This window comes from Bradyrhizobium icense (genome assembly GCF_001693385.1).
Classification (GTDB): Bacteria; Pseudomonadota; Alphaproteobacteria; order Rhizobiales; family Xanthobacteraceae; genus Bradyrhizobium; species Bradyrhizobium icense.
The window spans coordinates 6882045-6897457 of record NZ_CP016428.1; the positions used below are offsets into that span (position 1 = coordinate 6882045).

The 15413-nt window shown below is 62.2% G+C and carries 16 protein-coding genes and 1 pseudogene; 6 read left to right on the forward strand and 11 right to left on the reverse strand.

What is annotated here, in order from left to right:
- Nucleotides 1–23 precede the first annotated feature (23 nt).
- The 4 genes from LMTR13_RS31805 to LMTR13_RS31820 all read left to right on the forward strand — a co-directional run bounded on the left by LMTR13_RS31805 (nt 24) and on the right by LMTR13_RS31820 (nt 3357).
- The gene (locus LMTR13_RS31805; protein WP_065731212.1) at nt 24–422 is read left to right on the forward strand and encodes a hypothetical protein; all 399 of its coding nucleotides are present in this window, start codon (nt 24–26) and stop codon (nt 420–422) included.
- A 276-nt stretch (nt 423–698) separates the two neighbouring features.
- Nucleotides 699–980 (forward strand): helix-turn-helix domain-containing protein, encoded by a 282-nt coding sequence (locus LMTR13_RS31810; protein WP_083219309.1) that lies wholly within the window; start codon nt 699–701, stop codon nt 978–980.
- A 538-nt stretch (nt 981–1518) separates the two neighbouring features.
- Complete coding sequence (locus LMTR13_RS31815) at nt 1519–2061, forward strand: SPFH domain-containing protein (protein ID WP_065731213.1); 543 nt, start codon at nt 1519–1521, stop codon at nt 2059–2061.
- Nucleotides 2062–2256: 195 nt separating this feature from the next.
- Nucleotides 2257–3357 (forward strand): alkene reductase, encoded by a 1101-nt coding sequence (locus LMTR13_RS31820; RefSeq protein ID WP_065731214.1) that lies wholly within the window; start codon nt 2257–2259, stop codon nt 3355–3357.
- 211 nt (nt 3358–3568) lie between these two features.
- Here LMTR13_RS31820 and LMTR13_RS31825 read toward each other — a convergent pair whose 3' ends face one another.
- From LMTR13_RS31825 to LMTR13_RS31860, 8 genes are all read right to left on the reverse strand, one after another.
- The gene (locus tag LMTR13_RS31825) at nt 3569–5311 is read right to left on the reverse strand and encodes an ABC transporter substrate-binding protein (protein WP_065733127.1); all 1743 of its coding nucleotides are present in this window, start codon (nt 5309–5311) and stop codon (nt 3569–3571) included.
- Nucleotides 5312–5440: 129 nt separating this feature from the next.
- On the reverse strand, nt 5441–5767 hold the full coding sequence (locus LMTR13_RS31830) for a DUF2160 domain-containing protein (protein ID WP_065731215.1): 327 nt from the start codon (nt 5765–5767) through the stop codon (nt 5441–5443).
- Nucleotides 5768–5769: 2 nt separating this feature from the next.
- Complete coding sequence (locus tag LMTR13_RS31835) at nt 5770–6576, reverse strand: carbohydrate ABC transporter permease (RefSeq protein ID WP_065733126.1); 807 nt, start codon at nt 6574–6576, stop codon at nt 5770–5772.
- A complete protein-coding gene (locus LMTR13_RS31840) occupies nt 6576–7478 on the reverse strand; it encodes a carbohydrate ABC transporter permease (protein WP_065731216.1) in 903 nt (300 codons plus the stop codon). Before LMTR13_RS31840 ends, LMTR13_RS31835 begins: the two co-directional genes overlap by 1 nt.
- Entirely contained in the window at nt 7478–8563 is a 1086-nt protein-coding gene (locus LMTR13_RS31845; protein ID WP_065731217.1) for an ABC transporter ATP-binding protein, read from the reverse strand. The genes LMTR13_RS31840 and LMTR13_RS31845 overlap by 1 nt, the downstream gene beginning before the upstream one ends.
- 12 nt (nt 8564–8575) lie before the next feature.
- The gene (locus LMTR13_RS31850) at nt 8576–9658 is read right to left on the reverse strand and encodes an ABC transporter ATP-binding protein (RefSeq protein ID WP_065731218.1); all 1083 of its coding nucleotides are present in this window, start codon (nt 9656–9658) and stop codon (nt 8576–8578) included.
- The gene (glpD, locus tag LMTR13_RS31855; protein ID WP_065731219.1) at nt 9655–11199 is read right to left on the reverse strand and encodes a glycerol-3-phosphate dehydrogenase; all 1545 of its coding nucleotides are present in this window, start codon (nt 11197–11199) and stop codon (nt 9655–9657) included. Before glpD ends, LMTR13_RS31850 begins: the two co-directional genes overlap by 4 nt.
- Nucleotides 11200–11379: 180 nt before the next feature.
- Nucleotides 11380–11763, reverse strand: coding sequence for a RidA family protein (locus tag LMTR13_RS31860; protein ID WP_065733128.1), 384 nt, complete (start codon nt 11761–11763; stop codon nt 11380–11382).
- Nucleotides 11764–11891: 128 nt separating this feature from the next.
- On the opposite strand from LMTR13_RS31860, the gene LMTR13_RS43245 reads away from it, so the two are divergent.
- Nucleotides 11892–12485 (forward strand): LysR family transcriptional regulator, encoded by a 594-nt coding sequence (locus LMTR13_RS43245; RefSeq protein ID WP_083219522.1) that lies wholly within the window; start codon nt 11892–11894, stop codon nt 12483–12485.
- Between the two features lie 7 nt (nt 12486–12492).
- Here the strand turns inward: LMTR13_RS43245 and LMTR13_RS31870 are convergent.
- Together LMTR13_RS31870 and LMTR13_RS31875 are read right to left on the reverse strand one after the other, a co-directional pair.
- A pseudogene (locus tag LMTR13_RS31870) lies at nt 12493–12717 on the reverse strand (DeoR family transcriptional regulator); the annotation flags it as partial.
- A 40-nt stretch (nt 12718–12757) separates the two neighbouring features.
- Complete coding sequence (locus tag LMTR13_RS31875) at nt 12758–13684, reverse strand: DMT family transporter (RefSeq protein WP_065731222.1); 927 nt, start codon at nt 13682–13684, stop codon at nt 12758–12760.
- 73 nt (nt 13685–13757) lie between these two features.
- On the opposite strand from LMTR13_RS31875, the gene LMTR13_RS40045 reads away from it, so the two are divergent.
- Nucleotides 13758–14378, forward strand: a complete 621-nt coding sequence (locus LMTR13_RS40045) for a CGNR zinc finger domain-containing protein (protein WP_156795873.1) — start codon at nt 13758–13760, stop codon at nt 14376–14378.
- On the opposite strand, the gene LMTR13_RS31885 is transcribed toward LMTR13_RS40045, so the two are convergent.
- Nucleotides 14375–15217, reverse strand: a complete 843-nt coding sequence (locus LMTR13_RS31885; RefSeq protein ID WP_065731224.1) for a DeoR/GlpR family DNA-binding transcription regulator — start codon at nt 15215–15217, stop codon at nt 14375–14377. The genes LMTR13_RS40045 and LMTR13_RS31885 overlap by 4 nt on opposite strands.
- Between the last annotated feature and the right edge of the window lie 196 nt (nt 15218–15413).

Genomic DNA, 15413 nt, shown 5'->3' on the forward strand with positions numbered 1-15413 from the left:
GCTACGCACGCATCCGGGCCGCAATGACCGACAGTCTGACTGGTGTCTGGCACGGCACCTATGTTCAGCCGCAGGTTGGAATGGTCACGTTTCTGGCGACGCTCATCGAGTCCGGTGGCGCGCTCGGAGGAAACGTGACCGAGCCCTGCATAATGCGCGATTGCCCGTTGCGCACCCACAACGCCTCGATTGCGGGTCATCGATCCGGCAGCGCCGTATCGTTCGTCAAACGTTACGAGCCATCTGGCTGCGGCTATGACACGGTCTTTTATGAAGGCTTGGTCAATGCTGAGGTGACGGAAATCGATGGGCGCTGGAGGCTGCCAGGCACCACGCTCTCGGGAACATTTCTGATGGTCCGTTCGACGAAGACTGCAGAAGCGATCGCAACTGAAAAACGGGCCAAGGAGTCGGCGCGTTAGCCGCATAGCCCGGATGAACGAAGCAAGTAGCCCGGAAGAGCGCAGCGACATCCGGGATAAATCGTTCCGCATATCGCTGTGCAGGTGCGGTGCGCTCATGCGATCATCTGCCCACTGCTCAACATACCTCTAGGTGTGCGAACCCTACGTCAAAACTTTTCCGTGCCCATTAACCTTCCGTTAACCATTCGCGCCCACGCTTCCCTGCGGCAGGGGGTTGTGATTCCTGATGTTTCTGCTCCGCGTTTCGGAGCAAGCGTCGATCGGGAGGTGTTGATGCCCCGGGAGTATAGCGACCTTTACCTTGGCGTGGACCGTGTCCCCGTCCCCGAGATTCCGGTGTCGGATTCTCAGACGCCCTCACCCCACGATATCGTGCCGATGCTGATCGGCTCCACGGTCGAGGCGATCGAGCGCGAGCTCGTGCTGCAGACGCTGGCGAGTTGCCACGGCAATCGCACCCACGCCGCGCGCCTGCTCGGACTCTCGGTGCGCACGATGCGCAACAAGATCCGGCAGTACGCGACCGATGGGGCCGACATACCCGGACATGGCTAGCTAGCGGGTAGGCAAATCGACCTTGTCCCGCCGACTTGTCCGCCGTAGCTCGCCAGAGCGCAGGCGGAAGCTCGGCGAGCGAAGGCGGAAGCGTGCCCACCATCATGAGCGCGGCGCTAAGCTGGTGGGCACGGCGCTTTGCGCCTTTGCCTACCCTGCGGCGGTGTGCGCTGCGGACTGATTGGCCCTTCGTGCAAGCGCAATTCTGACTGCGCGCCTGCGACAAAACAAGCGAGTGGCTGGGTCCCTGCGTTCGCAGGGGCGACGGGGGCCGGCAATTCGTCGCCATGATGCGCCGATCGGAAATCCAAATAGCGGGGAAAGAGCCCCTGCTTTTTTCGATTTATCATTCTACTTCAGATAGCAATGACTTATTTTCGACGCAGGAAAAGCCAAGAGAAGAGCTGGTACCGCGGTATCCGCCAACGAGATAAAAACACGGCAGGGAAGGATAAAAGTGGGTGAACTTCTGGGCTCTATCGTTTTTTCTTTGATTGTAATCGCTCTAATCGCCGGGGCGTGGGCATGGCTCCAGTCGTTGTTCAGGAAGGGGATCACGGGGCTGCTCGGCTTCGATCGGGTCTGCGTTCAGCAGTTCGAAACCGTGCTGCTCTACCGGAACGGGCGTTTTGAAAAAGCCCTCACACCCGGCCGGCACCGGATCCGCGCCGGCAGCCGCCAACTGGCGCGGATCGATTTGCGGCCCGAGGTGTTTCGGTTCACGCAAGGCGCAGTCTCCGCGGACCGCTTTGCGGTCAACCTCATCTATGTCGCGCGCACCCAGATCGTCGATCCCCGGGCCGCTTTCGAAAGCACCCAGAACTATCGCGACGAGATCTACATCCGCCTGCAATCGATCGTGAAGGCGGTGTGCAGCCGAAAACCCCGCCTCGAAATTCAGATGGATCACCAGAGCTTCAGCAATAGCGTCCAGAAGGCCGCCAGCCAAGTGCTTCGCTCGATCGGTTGCGAATGCCTGACGTTCGAGCTGCTGCAGGTGGACTCCACCGGACCCGTCGCGGAGCTGGATAACCGGCGCATGGGATTTACGGCGCACCACAGCATGATGAAGGAAGCCTGAAGGGGGTTTGCCTATGCTGCGCCGGCGCCGATTTGGAAACAATTATCCTACGCCGGCGCGCGACCGCTACTGCTCGACACCGACGCGACCGGGACCGCGCGCAGCTCGTCTGCGCAAGCCGAATGGCTCGGGCATTGCGCAATCGGCGGCAACGCCCAACTCTTCCCTATCATCATCCACCCGGACGTCCCCGACATGAGCCAGACCAAACTGTTCGAGCCCTTCAAGCTTGGCCCGATTACGCTTCCCAACCGCCTCGTGATGGCGCCGCTGACCCGCAACCGCGCGGTGCCGCCCGGCATGGTGCCGAGCCCGCTCGCGGTCGACTATTACGGCCAGCGCGCTTCCGCCGGATTGCTCGTCACCGAAGCAAGCCAGGTCTCGCAGCAGGGTCAGGGCTATCAGGATACGCCCGGCATCTATTCGAAGGAGCAGGTCGAAGGCTGGCGCAAGGTCACCGACCGCGTCCATGAAAAAGGCGGGCGCATCTTCATCCAGATCTGGCATGTCGGCCGCATCTCGCACACCACGCTGCAGCCCGGCGGCGGCAAGCCGGTCGCGCCATCGGCGATCCGCGCCACGGGCAAGACGTTTGTGAACGGCATCTTCACCGAGATCTCCGAGCCGCGCGCGCTGGAGCTGTCGGAAATTCCAGGCATCATCGACGACTTCAAGCGCGGCACCGAGAACGCGCTGGCCGCCGGCTTTGACGGCGTCGAGATCCACGGCGCCAATGGCTACCTGCTCGACCAGTTCGCCAAGGACGGCACCAACAAGCGCACCGATGCTTACGGCGGAGGAATCGAGAACCGCGCAAAACTAATGCTGGAAGTGTCGCAGGCGGTGGCCGCGATCGCCGGCCCCGAGCGCACCGGCATCCGCATCTCGCCGGTGACCCCGGCCAACGACGTCTCCGACTCCAATCCGCAGCCGCTGTTCGATCATATCGTAGATGGGCTCGACGCGCTGAAGCTGACCTACATCCATGTCATCGAAGGCGCGACCGGCGGCCCGCGCGACAACGCGCCGTTCGATTATGCATCGTTGCGCAAGCGCTTCAGCGGAACCTATGTCGCCAACAACGGCTACGATTTCGATCTGGCGACAAAAGTGCTCGAGGCCGGCGCCGCCGACCTGATCGCGTTCGGCAAGCCGTTCATCTCGAACCCTGATCTGGTCGAGCGGCTGAAGAAGGGCGCGCCGCTGAACGAATGGGACAAGGCGACATTCTACGGCGGCGGCGCGAAGGGATATACGGATTATCCGACGCTGGCGGCGGCGCAAGCTGCGGAGTGAGGCGCGATGCTGACCTCCCTCTCCCCGCTCTTCGCGGGGAGAGGGTCGGGTGAGGGGCTCCTTCCACGCATCCGACTCGCGGAGAATCCCCCTCACCCGGATCGCATCTTCGATGCGATCCGACCTCTCCCCGCAAGCGGGGCGAGGTAAAAAAGAAAAAGGCCGGGATCGCTCCCGGCCTTTCGTCTGCATCACTCGGAACGCGCGAAGCTTACTTCGCCTCCGCCCGCTTGGGCGGAGTTGCCGGCCACGACTTGATCAGCGCGTCGTAGTCGACGGTTTCGCCCTTCGGTTTCTCGTTCGCCAGCTTGCGCTGCGGCGCGATGGACTTGTCTTTCTCGGCCTTGGCGAACCAGAACTCGGCCGTCTCTTTCTTGTTCAACTTCGGCCCGCACTCCTTCTGCACGCCGCTCTTCTCGAGACGTTCGAGCACCGAGTCCTGCGCTGCAGCCAGCGCATCCATCGCCTGCTGCGGCGTCTTTGCACCCGACGACGCATCGCCGATGTTCTGCCACCACAATTGGGCGAGCTTCGGATAGTCAGGCACGTTGTTGCCGGTCGGGGTCCACTGCACGCGCGCGGGCGAGCGGTAGAACTCGATCAGGCCGCCGAGCTTGGGCGCACGCTCGGTGAACGACTTGTCCCAGATGTCGGATTCACGCACGAAGGTGAGACCGACATGGCTCTTCTTCAGGCTCACCGTCTTGGAGTTGATGAACTGCAGATAGAGCCAGGCCGCCTTGCGGCGATCCGGCGGCGTCGACTTCAACAGCGTCGCCGAACCGGCGTCCTGGTAGCCGAGCTTCATGCCCTCTTTCCAGTACGAGCCGTGCGGCGACGGCGCCATGCGCCACTTCGGCGTGCCGTCCGCGTTCACGACCGCGATGCCAGGCTTCACCATGTCGGCGGTGAAGGCGGTGTACCAGAAGATCTGCTGGGCGATGTTGCCCTGCGCCGGCACCGGGCCTGCTTCGGAGAAGGTCATGCCCTGCGCCTGCGGCGGGGCATACTTCTTCAGCCAGTCGAGATATTTCGCGATCGCGTACACCGAGGCGGGACCGTTGGTGTCGCCCCCGCGCTCGACCGACGAGCCCACCGGACGGCAGCCGTCCATACGGATGCCCCATTCGTCGACCGGCTTGCCGTTCGGGATACCCTTGTCGCCGTTGCCGGCCATCGACAGCCAGGCGTCGGTGAAACGCCAGCCGAGCGAGGGATCCTTCTTGCCGTAGTCCATGTGGCCATAGACCTTGACACCGTTGATCTCCTTGATGTCGTTGGTGAAGAACTCGGCGATGTCTTCATAGGCCGACCAGTTCACGGGAACGCCGAGCTCGTAGCCATACTTCGCCTTGAACTTGGCCTTGTATTCCGGATTGGAGAACCAGTCGTAGCGGAACCAATAGAGGTTCGCGAACTGCTGGTCAGGCAATTGATAGAGCTTGCCGTCCGGGCCCGTGGTGAAGGACTTTCCGATGAAGTCGTTGACGTCGAGCTGCGGGTTGGTGACATCCTTGCCCTCGCCCGTCATGTAGTCCGACAGGATCACCGTCTGGCCGTAACGGAAATGCGTGCCGATCAGGTCGGAATCGTTGATCCAGCCGTCGTAGACGTTCTTGCCGGACTGCATCTGCGTCTGCAGCTTTTCGACGACGTCGCCTTCCTGGATCAGGTCGTGCTTGACCTTGATGCCAGTGATTTCGGTGAAGGCTTTCGCCAGCGTGCGCGCTTCATACTCATGCGTCGTGATGGTTTCCGACACGACGTTGATTTCCATGCCCTTGAAGGGCTCGGCGGCCTTGACGAACCATTGCAGCTCCTTCATTTGGTCCGCCTTCGACAGCGTGGAGGGCTGGAATTCGCTGTCGATCCACCTTTGATTGACGGCGTCGTCCGCACGCGCAGGTGCGGCAATGGTCACGGATGCGGCGATCAGCGCAGCCGCGCTGGTCATGGTCAGAAAGCTCTCCTTGGTCAAGGGACCGTTTCTTCCTCTCAAGCGTCGCATGTTGGATCCTCCGGTTGCAGCGACAAACACATATTCAGGCCCGGGTTGATCCCGGATCTGTCTTTTTCCGCCGTTTCAGACCGTGCGAAAGATCGCAACGGCCGAGACGAGCGAAATCAGGGTTGCGAGCCACAGGCTCGAAATTTCAACGCCCTCCCCGATCGGCAACGTCAGAAGCGGGTCGGTGCCGGCAAAGGCGATCCACAACAGATGGATGACGGCGGCGAGGATAAGCGAAATGAACAGCCGGTCGCCGCGCGTGGTCGGGATACGCAGGATGCCGACGCGCTCGGCTTCGGGATAAGCGACTCCAAGCCATGTCATCACGCCGAGCGTCAGCGCCAGCATGACAAAGAAGATCGCGGTCGGCAGCGTCCAGGCCATCCATGCGATGTTTTCCATGGCTACACCCTGCCCAGCGCAAAACCGCGCGCGATGTAGTTGCGGACGAACCAGATGACGAGCGCGCCGGGGATGATGGTGAGGACGCCGGCGGCGGCCAAGAGGCCCCAGTCCATGCCGGCGGCCGACACGGTGCGCGTCATGATGGCCGAGATCGGCTTGGCATTGACTGAGGTCAATGTGCGCGCCAGCAGCAGCTCGACCCAGGAGAACATGAAGCAGAAGAACGCGGCGACGCCGATGCCGCTCGCGATCAACGGCACCAGGATCTTGACGAAGAAGCGCGGAAACGAATAGCCGTCGAGGAACGCAGTCTCGTCGATCTCGCGCGGCACGCCCGAGACGAACCCTTCGAGAATCCACACCGCCAGCGGCACATTGAAGATGCAGTGCGCGAGCGCGACCGCCCAAGGCGTATCGAACAGGTTGAGTGCCGAATAGAGGTTGAAGAACGGCAGCGCGAATACAGCGGCCGGCGCCATGCGATTCGACAACAGCCAGAAGAACAAATGCTTGTCGCCGAGGAAACGATAGCGAGAGAAGCCGTAAGCCGCTGGCAGCGCCACCGCGATCGAGATCACGGTATTGATCAGCACATAGGTCAGCGAGTTGATGTAGCCGGAATACCAGCTCTCGTCGGTGAAGATGCGCCTGTAGTTTTCCAGCGTCGGCTGGTGCGGCCAAAGCGTCATCGTGGTGACGATCTCGGCATTGGTCTTGAAGCTCATGTTGACGAGCCAGTAGATCGGCAACAGCAGGAAAATCAAAAACAGAGAGATGATGAGGCGGCGGCCGGGAATCGAGTGCATCACGCGGCTCCCCTCTTCTCGGGACGCTCGGTCCCGACATTGGTCATGACGGTGTAGAACACCCAGCACACGATCAGGATGATGAGATTGTAGACGAGCGAGAGAGCGGCAGCCTTGCCGAGGTCGAATTGTCCGAGGGCGATCTTGACCAGTTCGATCGAAACGAAGGTGGTCGAGTTGCCCGGACCGCCGCCGGTCACGACGAACGGTTCGGTGTAGATCATAAAACTATCCATGAAGCGCAGCAGCACGGCAATCAGCAACACGCGGTTCATCTTCGGCAACTGGATTGCCTTGAATACCGCCCAGCGCGAGGCGCCGTCGATCTGAGCCGCCTGGTAATAGGCGTCCGGGATCGACTTCAGCCCGGCGTAGCACAGTAGCGCCACGAGGCTGGTCCAGTGCCACACGTCCATCACGATGACGGTCGCCCAGGCATCAAACTCGTTGGAGACGTAATTATAATCGAAGCCGAGGCTGTTGAGGGCATAGCCGAGCAGACCGATATCGGGCCGGCCGAAAATCTGCCAGATCGTTCCGACCACGTTCCACGGGATTAGCAGCGGCAGTGCGAGGATGACGAGACATACGGCGACGGTCCAGCCCTCGCGCGGCATCGATAGCGCCACGACGATGCCGAGCGGCACCTCGATCGCCAGAATAATCGCCGAGAACAGCAAATTGCGGCCGAGCGAGGCCAGGAAGCGGCCTCCGAGATCGGTCGAGGGATCGAGCAGCTCCTTGAACCAACCGACGCCATTCCAGAAGAACTGGTTGTTGCCGAACGTGTCCTGCATCGAATAGTTCACGACCGTCATCAACGGCAGGATCGCGGAGAACGCGACCACCGCGAACACCGGCAGCACCAGGAACCAGGCTTTTTGGTTGACGGTCTTGTCCATCAGGCAACCCCCTCGACCAGACGGCTGTCGGCATAGACGTGAACATGCGCGGGATCGAACACCAGCCCGACCATGTTGTCAGGCACGGAGAATCCCGGCGGCACGCGCGCGGCAAACTTGGCGTCGCCGATGCGAACGCGGGCGAAACGGGCGCGGCCGAGATCGTCGATCCGCTCGATCGTGGCCGACAACAGGCCGGACGCGGGGGCCGCGATGTTGACGAATTCGGGGCGCACGCCGATTTCGATTTTCGCGCCCGCCGGCAGCACGCCGTAGTTTCGATGCAGGCCGATGACATGGCCGTCGATCCGGGCCTCATGCCCGCCCACGACAGCCGGCACGATGTTCATTCCGGGCGAGCCGATGAAGTAACCCACGAATGTATGCGCGGGCTTGTCAAACAGTTCGGCCGGCGTGCCGCTCTGCACCACACGGCCGTCATGCATGACGACGACCGTGTCAGCAAAGGTCAGCGCCTCGGTCTGGTCATGGGTGACGTAGATCATCGTGAGATCGAGCTCGCGGTGCAGCGCCTTCAACTTCGAGCGCAACTGCCACTTCAGTTCGGGATCGATCACCGTCAGCGGCTCGTCGAACAGCACCGCTGCGACGTCGGAGCGGACCAGGCCGCGACCCAGCGAAATCTTCTGCTTGGCGTCCGCGGTCAGGCGCGTCGCCTTGCGGTCGAGATAGAACGTCAGATCGAGGAGATCGGCGATCCGCCTCACCCGCGCCTCGACCTCAGCCTTCGGCACGCCGCGATTCCTGAGCGGGAATGCGAGGTTCTGCCCCACCGTCATAGTGTCGTAGATCACCGGAAACTGGAACACCTGCGCGATATTGCGCTTCTGGGTCGACAGCCGCGTGATATCGGCGCCGTCGAACAGGATTTTTCCACGCGAAGGCGTGACGATGCCGGAGATCAAGTTGAGCAGCGTGGTCTTGCCGCAGCCGGAGGGGCCGAGCAGCGCGTAGGCTCCGCCCTGCCGCCAGGTCATGGTCACCGGCTTCAACGCAAAGGATTCGGGCGCAGCGTCATTGCCACCGTAGGAGTGCGCGAGATCGACGAGGTCAATGCGGGCCATGTCGCATCTCCCTCACAGGCTTTCAGACGGCGCGGCGACAAGACGGTCGGCGGCGTCGAACACAAAAACATTGTCAGGATCGAGCACGGCATCGAGCGTCTGGCCAGGCTCGTATTCATGCACGCCCGGCAGCACCGCAACCCAGTTGGAAGCGTCGCGGTTGAGATGCACAAAACTTTCCGAGCCTGTGATCTCGGTCACGGTGACCGTGGCGTGAAACGCGTGACGGCCGGCGATGCCGTTCGCCACTTCGAGCTGGTGGGCGCGGAAGCCGACGCGATAGGGTCCGTCAGCGAGCGATGTATAGAGGCCGGTGGCCGGCGCCTGGATGCCGCCGGCATATGCGACCTGCCCGTTCCTCTTCTCGATACCGACGATGTTGAGCGGCGGATCTGAAAATACCTGGGCGACCCGCAGCGTATCGGGACGGCGATAGACTTGCGATGTGTTGCCGGCCTGCAGAACCTGGCCTTCCCACATGCACACCGTGTTGCCACCGAGCAGCAGCGCTTCCGATGGTTCAGTCGTCGCATAGACGAAGATCGCGCCAGATGCCTCGAAGATGCGCGGCAGTTCGGTGCGCAACTCTTCGCGGAGCTTGTAATCGAGATTGGCGAGCGGCTCGTCGAGCAGCACGAGGTCCGCGCCCTTGACCAGCGCACGCGCGATCGCGGTGCGCTGTTGCTGGCCGCCGGAAAGCTGCAGCGGCGTACGCTTCAGATATGGCTCGAGCCGCAAGAGTTTCGCGGCCTCCTGCACGCGCCGGTCGATCTCCTCGCGCGGCCGGCCCTGCACCCGCAAAGGTGAGGCGATGTTCTCGTAGACCGTCAGGGACGGATAGTTGATGAACTGCTGATAGACCATCGCGACCGACCGCTGCCGCACGTCCGCATCCGTAACGTCCTTGCCGTCGGCCAGCACGCGACCGGTCGTGGGCTTGTCGAGGCCGGCGAGCAACCGCATGATCGAGGTCTTGCCCGACAGCGTCGGCCCGAGCAGCACGCTCAGCGTGCCGCGTTGCAGCGTGAGCGAGACGTCGCGAATGGTCGCCATGCCGTCGACGGCTCGCGTGACATGGTCGAGCGTGACGCTCATGTCCGCGCTCCCGCTTCGCGCAAGGCAGGTTCACCGGAGGCGCTGTTGGCCTTGATCCATTCGTCAAGCACGGCGATTTCATCGGCCGACAGCCGCAAGCCGAGCTTGGACCTTCGCCACACCACGTCTTCGGCGGTGCAAGCCCATTCGTTCAACATCAGGTAGCGGACCTCGCTTTCCGTCAAGGTAGCACCGAAGGACTGACCGAGATCGGCAAGAGACTTCGCGCTGCCGAGCAATTTTGTCGCACGCGTGCCGTAGGCATGCGCGAGTCGGCCAGCATGCGCCGAAGTGAGGAACGGGTATTTCCGCGCCAGTTCCGCCGCCAGCGCCGCGACCGCCGAGACATCCATATCGCCGCCGGGCAGCGGCGCCTTGCCGGTCCAGCCTTCTTTCTCTTTCGCACTGTGCAAGTAGGGCGCGAGTCGCTCCAGCGCTTCTTCTGCCAGGCGCCGATAGGTCGTGATCTTGCCGCCATAGATCGACAGCAGCGGCGCACCGCCTGGCGTATCGAGTTCGAACACGTAGTCGCGGGTCGCGGCCTTGGCCTCACTCGCGCCGTCATCATAGAGCGGACGGACCCCGGAATAAGTCCAGACCACATCCGCGGGCAGCACCGGCTTCTTCAGGTACTCGCTGGCCGAGGCACAGAGATATTGAATCTCCTCGGGGCTGGCCTTCACCTTGGCCGGATCGCCATCGTAGTCGCGATCGGTGGTACCGATCAGCGTAAAGTCGCCCTGGTAGGGGATGACGAAGATGATACGGCCATCGGCATTCTGGAAGATGTAGGCGCGGTCGTGCTCATAGAGCTTGCGCACCACGATGTGGGAGCCCTGCACCAGCCGCACCTTTGCCCGCGCGTTGACGCCTGAGCCCGTCGACAGCACCTGCTCGACCCAAGGGCCGCCGGCATTGACCAGCGCGCGCGCCTGGATGGTGGCACGCTCGCCGCTGATGGCCTTCTCGACGGTCACGTGCCAGATGCCGTCCACCTGCCCGATCTCGACCGCGCGCGAGCGGGTGTGAATTTCGGCGCCACGATCCGCCGCATCCCGCGCCGTGAGCACGACGAGCCGCGCGTCATCGACGAAGCAGTCGGAATATTCGAAGCCTTTTCTGTAGCGGTTGGCGATCAACGGTTTGCCCACCTCGTCGTGAACGAGATCGACCGAACGTGTCGGCGGCAGCAGATGCCGGCCACCAATATGGTCGTACAGGAACAACCCTAGCCTGAGCAGCCAGGCCGGCCGCAAGCCGGAATGGTGCGGCAAAACGAAACGCAGTGGCCTGATAATGTGAGGCGCGATCTGCCAGAGGATTTCACGCTCGATCAGCGCCTCACGGACCAGCCGGAACTCGTAATATTCGAGATAGCGCAGCCCGCCATGTACAAGCTTGGTCGACCAGGACGACGTACCGCTCGCCAAGTCATTCATTTCACAGAGGAAAACGGAATTGCCCCGACCCACCGCATCGCGCGCGATGCCGCAGCCATTGATGCCGCCTCCGATAATGGCGAGGTCGAACGTTCGATCCAAAAGCGCTTCCCCGGCGATCGCCCCTTCACTTCGGCGATTTTGCTTTCGGATCGGAGTTAATCACAAAGAAAAACGAAAGCAAGTCGAAAGCGGGGAACCGGTCTCCTACTTGCGGGTAAGTTCAGGTTTGGCCGCACAGGTCCGCGCCACAGCGCAGACCGCGGCGCATTGGTCTCGGTATCAGCCCGCGGCCACAGCCTCGACTTCGAGAAGCCACGCCTCGTCGAAGATTCCAGCGATAACCACCGTTAGCGCTGTTTCCCGTCCACCAAGGACCTCGTTTCGCACGGCGCGATTGAGAAGAGCGTAGCGCCGGTCGGCAAGATAGGTCCGGTGCATGACCAGATTGTCGAGGGTCATGCCGGCTGCCTTGAGCTGAGCCTCGACGTTTCGCCAGGCGAGCCTGCACTGCGCTTCAAAGCCCTCAGGCACATTGCCATCGATGCCGAGCGGGATCTGGCCACTTACAAAAAGCAGACGCGTGTGACCGCTGACCTCAAGCGCCTGGCTGTAGCCCGTCGTCGGCACGGTTACTGTTTCGGCATTGATGCGTCGGGTGTGCATTGGATTTCTCCTGTCCTCGAACATCACCTCGTGCACCGCTGCACTCGTCGCGCACAAACCATTTTTCCTGGACAGTTGAGTTAGATTTTCTAATCTGCGCGCGCCTAACGCCTATGGATGGAATCCTGGTGAGCTACCGACTGCCTCCGCTTAACGGACTGCGAGCCTTCGAGGCCGCCGGTCGCCATCTCAGCTTCAAACTGGCTGCGCAGGAGCTTTCGGTTACGCCGGGCGCCGTCAGCCAGCAGATCAAGCATCTGGAGCAGATCTTGGGAGTTCCGCTGTTTCAGCGCATGCCGCGCGGCCTCATCCTCACCGGCCATGGCGAGGCAATGCTGCCCACCATCAGCGATGCCTTCGAGCGCATGTCGGCGGCTGCGGACGCTGTCGCGCGCACATTGCCGACAAAGGCGTTGCGGCTTGGCGTTTCTCCGAACTTGACGGACGACCCGCACGGCCTGTTGGCGAAACTGGCAAACAAAGAACAGGCGCCGGACTATGTTCTGATAACCTCCACCGATGATGTCGCGAACCTCCTAAGTGGTGCGCTGGATGCGATTCTGCGTCCGGGACCGGGCCCTTACCCGGGAATGCATGCGGAGGTGCTGAATCTGCACCAGGCATTCTCACCCCATGCGCAGGCTTCTCTTGTCGTTTGGCCTGGCCTCGCCAAGTGTCGTGAGTTCCTGAAAACGAGATCGCTGCTCGGCTCGCTCGGATGATCGCGCGCTACTTCAGCCGCACCACGGTCGAAGCAGGCTCGCCACCGGGCTCGTCGATATCCGCCGCCGGCTTTTCCATCGCCTCGACCACCTCGATGCCGCGGTGGCTGCAGATACTGGCAAGACCCGCCGGCAACGGCGCGTCAGTGACAAAGGTCTGGATCTGGCTGAGATGGGCGATACGCACCGGTGCGCTGCGGCGCAGTTTAGTGGAATCCGCCATTAGCATGACAACGAAAACAAGACGAGGACCAACGACGGGACACTTTGGTCTACGCAGAACCTGATGCCCGTCGCGGCAATGGCCCGCCGCTCACGACGTAAACGCCAGTCGAGATCGAGGCGATAGCGATCCAGTCCAGCATCGCAGGCCATTCGCCGAGAACCGGGACGGCCATCACCGCCGTCATGGCCGGACATAGTGCGGCGAAGGCGGCCCCGCTCGAGGCGCCGAGCAGGCTGACCGCACGCCCGTAAAAAACAAGTGAGGCAATCGCCGTCAGAACACCCTGCACAAATGCCTGAAGAGCAACGTCGCCCAAAGATGCCCTGCCAAGCCCTGCTGCGCCTTCCGCAAGAAGATAGGCGGGTACATAGAGGATCAAGGCTCCGACTGCGGCGATGCCTGCCGCATGCAATCCGTCAAGCCGCGCCCGCCGCATCGCAACGGTGTAGCAAGCCCAGGCAAGCGCAGACGCGAGGAAGAGCGCGTGGCCCGTTGTCTGCTTCGGATCGATCGCGCCGGCCGTGCTCCAGCCGATGCCAAAGACGCCGATCATGATCAGCGCGAAGCCGATCTTTTTCGTATCCGTGAATGCTTCATGCAGGAAGGCTGCGGCGAGAACAGCAACTGCCAGAGGCATCACGCCGGGAAACAGGGCACCAGCGTGGGCCGCAGGAGCGAACAGCAAGCCGGTATTGGCGAGAAGCACGGGGGTGCCACCGCCCAGCACGACCGCCGCCAATCCAATGAAGCCCAGCCGTTTGAGCGCGAGGCCCTTCTGCAGGACATAGGGCAGCAGGAGCAAGCCCGCGACGCCGAAACGAAGCGCCGCGATATCCCACGGCGTGAGGCTCGTCTGTAGCCCAAGCCGAGCCACGACAATCCAACCCGACCAGATGCTGACGGCCGCAAGGCCGTAGAGAGCTCCGCGAACGTAACTCCCGGGAGCGTGCCGATCGGCGGCCAAATCGGGCATGATTCACTTCCACCACGGCCGCAGGAATGATAACCTATTTATAGGCTTTTAAAGGTTACGCCGGAACGCGGCATTGAGCAAGAAAGAGATGCGAAGTCGCGCCGATCGTTTTGAATGGAGCGGTGGCCATCCAGCCCTCGATTTTGTCAATACGTTGGATGAACGGCCTTCTGACGAGCCGATCGAGAATCTTACGACCTACCGCGACCTGGCGCGGTTCACCGAATTGGCCGGATTGGTCGAACCTCGGATTGCCAGACCGCTGCAGCGGTTCCGTGATCCGGCGTCCTTTCGCATCGTGAAACAAGCGCGTCACCTTCGCGAGCACCTTCACGACCTGCTGGCAGCGACAACCTCCGGACGGCCAATGCGGCAGTCGGACCTGGACGCGGTAGCCGCAGCCATCCAGGCCGCCCATGCAGCCCGGGCGCTGGTCGCATCTCGTTCAGCAGGATTAGTCAAATACCGCTGGTGTTTGCATCGGACGCCCGAAATTCCGCTGCATGCCTGCTCGCTTGCGATCGAATCTCTACTGGTCGATGCAGAGCGCAAGAGAATCCGAAAATGCGGGGCTGCTGACTGCGATGCCTACTATCTCGACACGAGCAAGGGCCAACGCCGGCAATGGTGCAGCATGAAGGGTTGCGGAAATCGCGAAAAACAACGGCGACGGCGTTCCACGACGCGAAACTAGCGCACTCGGATGGGTGTTGGGGCGACCGCCGGAGCAGACTCGCCGCCGGAATCGTCGATATCCGCCGCCGGCTTTTCCATCGCCTCGACCACCTCGATGCCGCGGTGGCTGCAGATACTGGCAAGACCCGCCGGCAACGGCGCGTCAGTGACAAAGGTCTGGATCTGACTGAGATGGGCGATACGCACCGGTGCGCTGCGGCGCAGTTTGGTGGAATCCGCCACCAGCATGACGCTGCGCGCATTGGCAATGATCGCTTGCGCCGCCTGCACCTCGCGATAATCGAAGTCCAAGAGCGCGCCCTCCTCGTCGATCGCCGACGCCCCGATGATGGCGTAGTCGACCTTGAACTGACCGATCAGGCTGATCGCGGTCGAGCCGATCACCGCGCCGTCGGCGCGGCGCACTGCGCCACCCGCCACGATCACCTCGATGCGCGGATGACGGTACAAGAGCATCGCGACATTGAGGTTGTTGGTGATGACCAGCAAATCCTCATGCGAGGTCAGCGCGCTCGCGACTTCTTCCGTCGTGGTGCCGATGTTGATGAACAGCGAGCAGCCGTTCGGAATCCGCGACGCGGCGGCGATGCCGATCGCCCGCTTCTCCTCCGCCGCCACGAAACGCCGCGCCTCGTAGGCGAGGTTTTCCACGCCGGAGGCAATGATGGCGCCGCCGTGGATGCGGGTCAGCGAGCGCTGGTCGCAGAGGTCGTTGAGGTCCTTGCGGATGGTCTGCGCCGAAACCTCGAAACGTTTGGCGAGATCTTCCACCATCACCCGACCAAAAGCGCGGGCGATGTTGAGGATTTCAGTCTGACGGTGGGACAGTCCGGCCACGGCTGGCTCCCTCGCGATATGGACTTGGGGCACAAAGTTGCCGTTATGGTGCGGCTGATTGGGGCCGCGGTCAACGAGGTAGATGGGCTGCGGAGGCGTATGGCAGGGCGAAACAACGAACCCTGGTTAAGGGCCCGAAGCCATGCGAGCCGCGTCATGCGCGGCCGCTCGACAAAGCATTTGTGGCTGCACGCTG

What these genes read in the sequence shown, in the direction of transcription:
- LMTR13_RS31805 (WP_065731212.1), top strand. Translation starts at nt 24, where the DNA reads ATGACCGACAGTCTGACTGGTGTCTGGCACGGCACCTATGTTCAGCCG.
- LMTR13_RS31875 (WP_065731222.1), bottom strand. Translation starts at nt 13,684, where the DNA reads ATGCCCGATTTGGCCGCCGATCGGCACGCTCCCGGGAGTTACGTTCGC.
- LMTR13_RS31825 (WP_065733127.1), bottom strand. Translation starts at nt 5,311, where the DNA reads ATGACCAGCGCGGCTGCGCTGATCGCCGCATCCGTGACCATTGCCGCA.
- LMTR13_RS31820 (WP_065731214.1), top strand. Translation starts at nt 2,257, where the DNA reads ATGAGCCAGACCAAACTGTTCGAGCCCTTCAAGCTTGGCCCGATTACG.
- LMTR13_RS31830 (WP_065731215.1), bottom strand. Translation starts at nt 5,767, where the DNA reads ATGGAAAACATCGCATGGATGGCCTGGACGCTGCCGACCGCGATCTTC.
- LMTR13_RS31840 (WP_065731216.1), bottom strand. Translation starts at nt 7,478, where the DNA reads ATGGACAAGACCGTCAACCAAAAAGCCTGGTTCCTGGTGCTGCCGGTG.
- LMTR13_RS31845 (WP_065731217.1), bottom strand. Translation starts at nt 8,563, where the DNA reads ATGGCCCGCATTGACCTCGTCGATCTCGCGCACTCCTACGGTGGCAAT.
- LMTR13_RS31835 (WP_065733126.1), bottom strand. Translation starts at nt 6,576, where the DNA reads ATGCACTCGATTCCCGGCCGCCGCCTCATCATCTCTCTGTTTTTGATT.
- LMTR13_RS31810 (WP_083219309.1), top strand. Translation starts at nt 699, where the DNA reads ATGCCCCGGGAGTATAGCGACCTTTACCTTGGCGTGGACCGTGTCCCC.
- LMTR13_RS31850 (WP_065731218.1), bottom strand. Translation starts at nt 9,658, where the DNA reads ATGAGCGTCACGCTCGACCATGTCACGCGAGCCGTCGACGGCATGGCG.
- LMTR13_RS31860 (WP_065733128.1), bottom strand. Translation starts at nt 11,763, where the DNA reads ATGCACACCCGACGCATCAATGCCGAAACAGTAACCGTGCCGACGACG.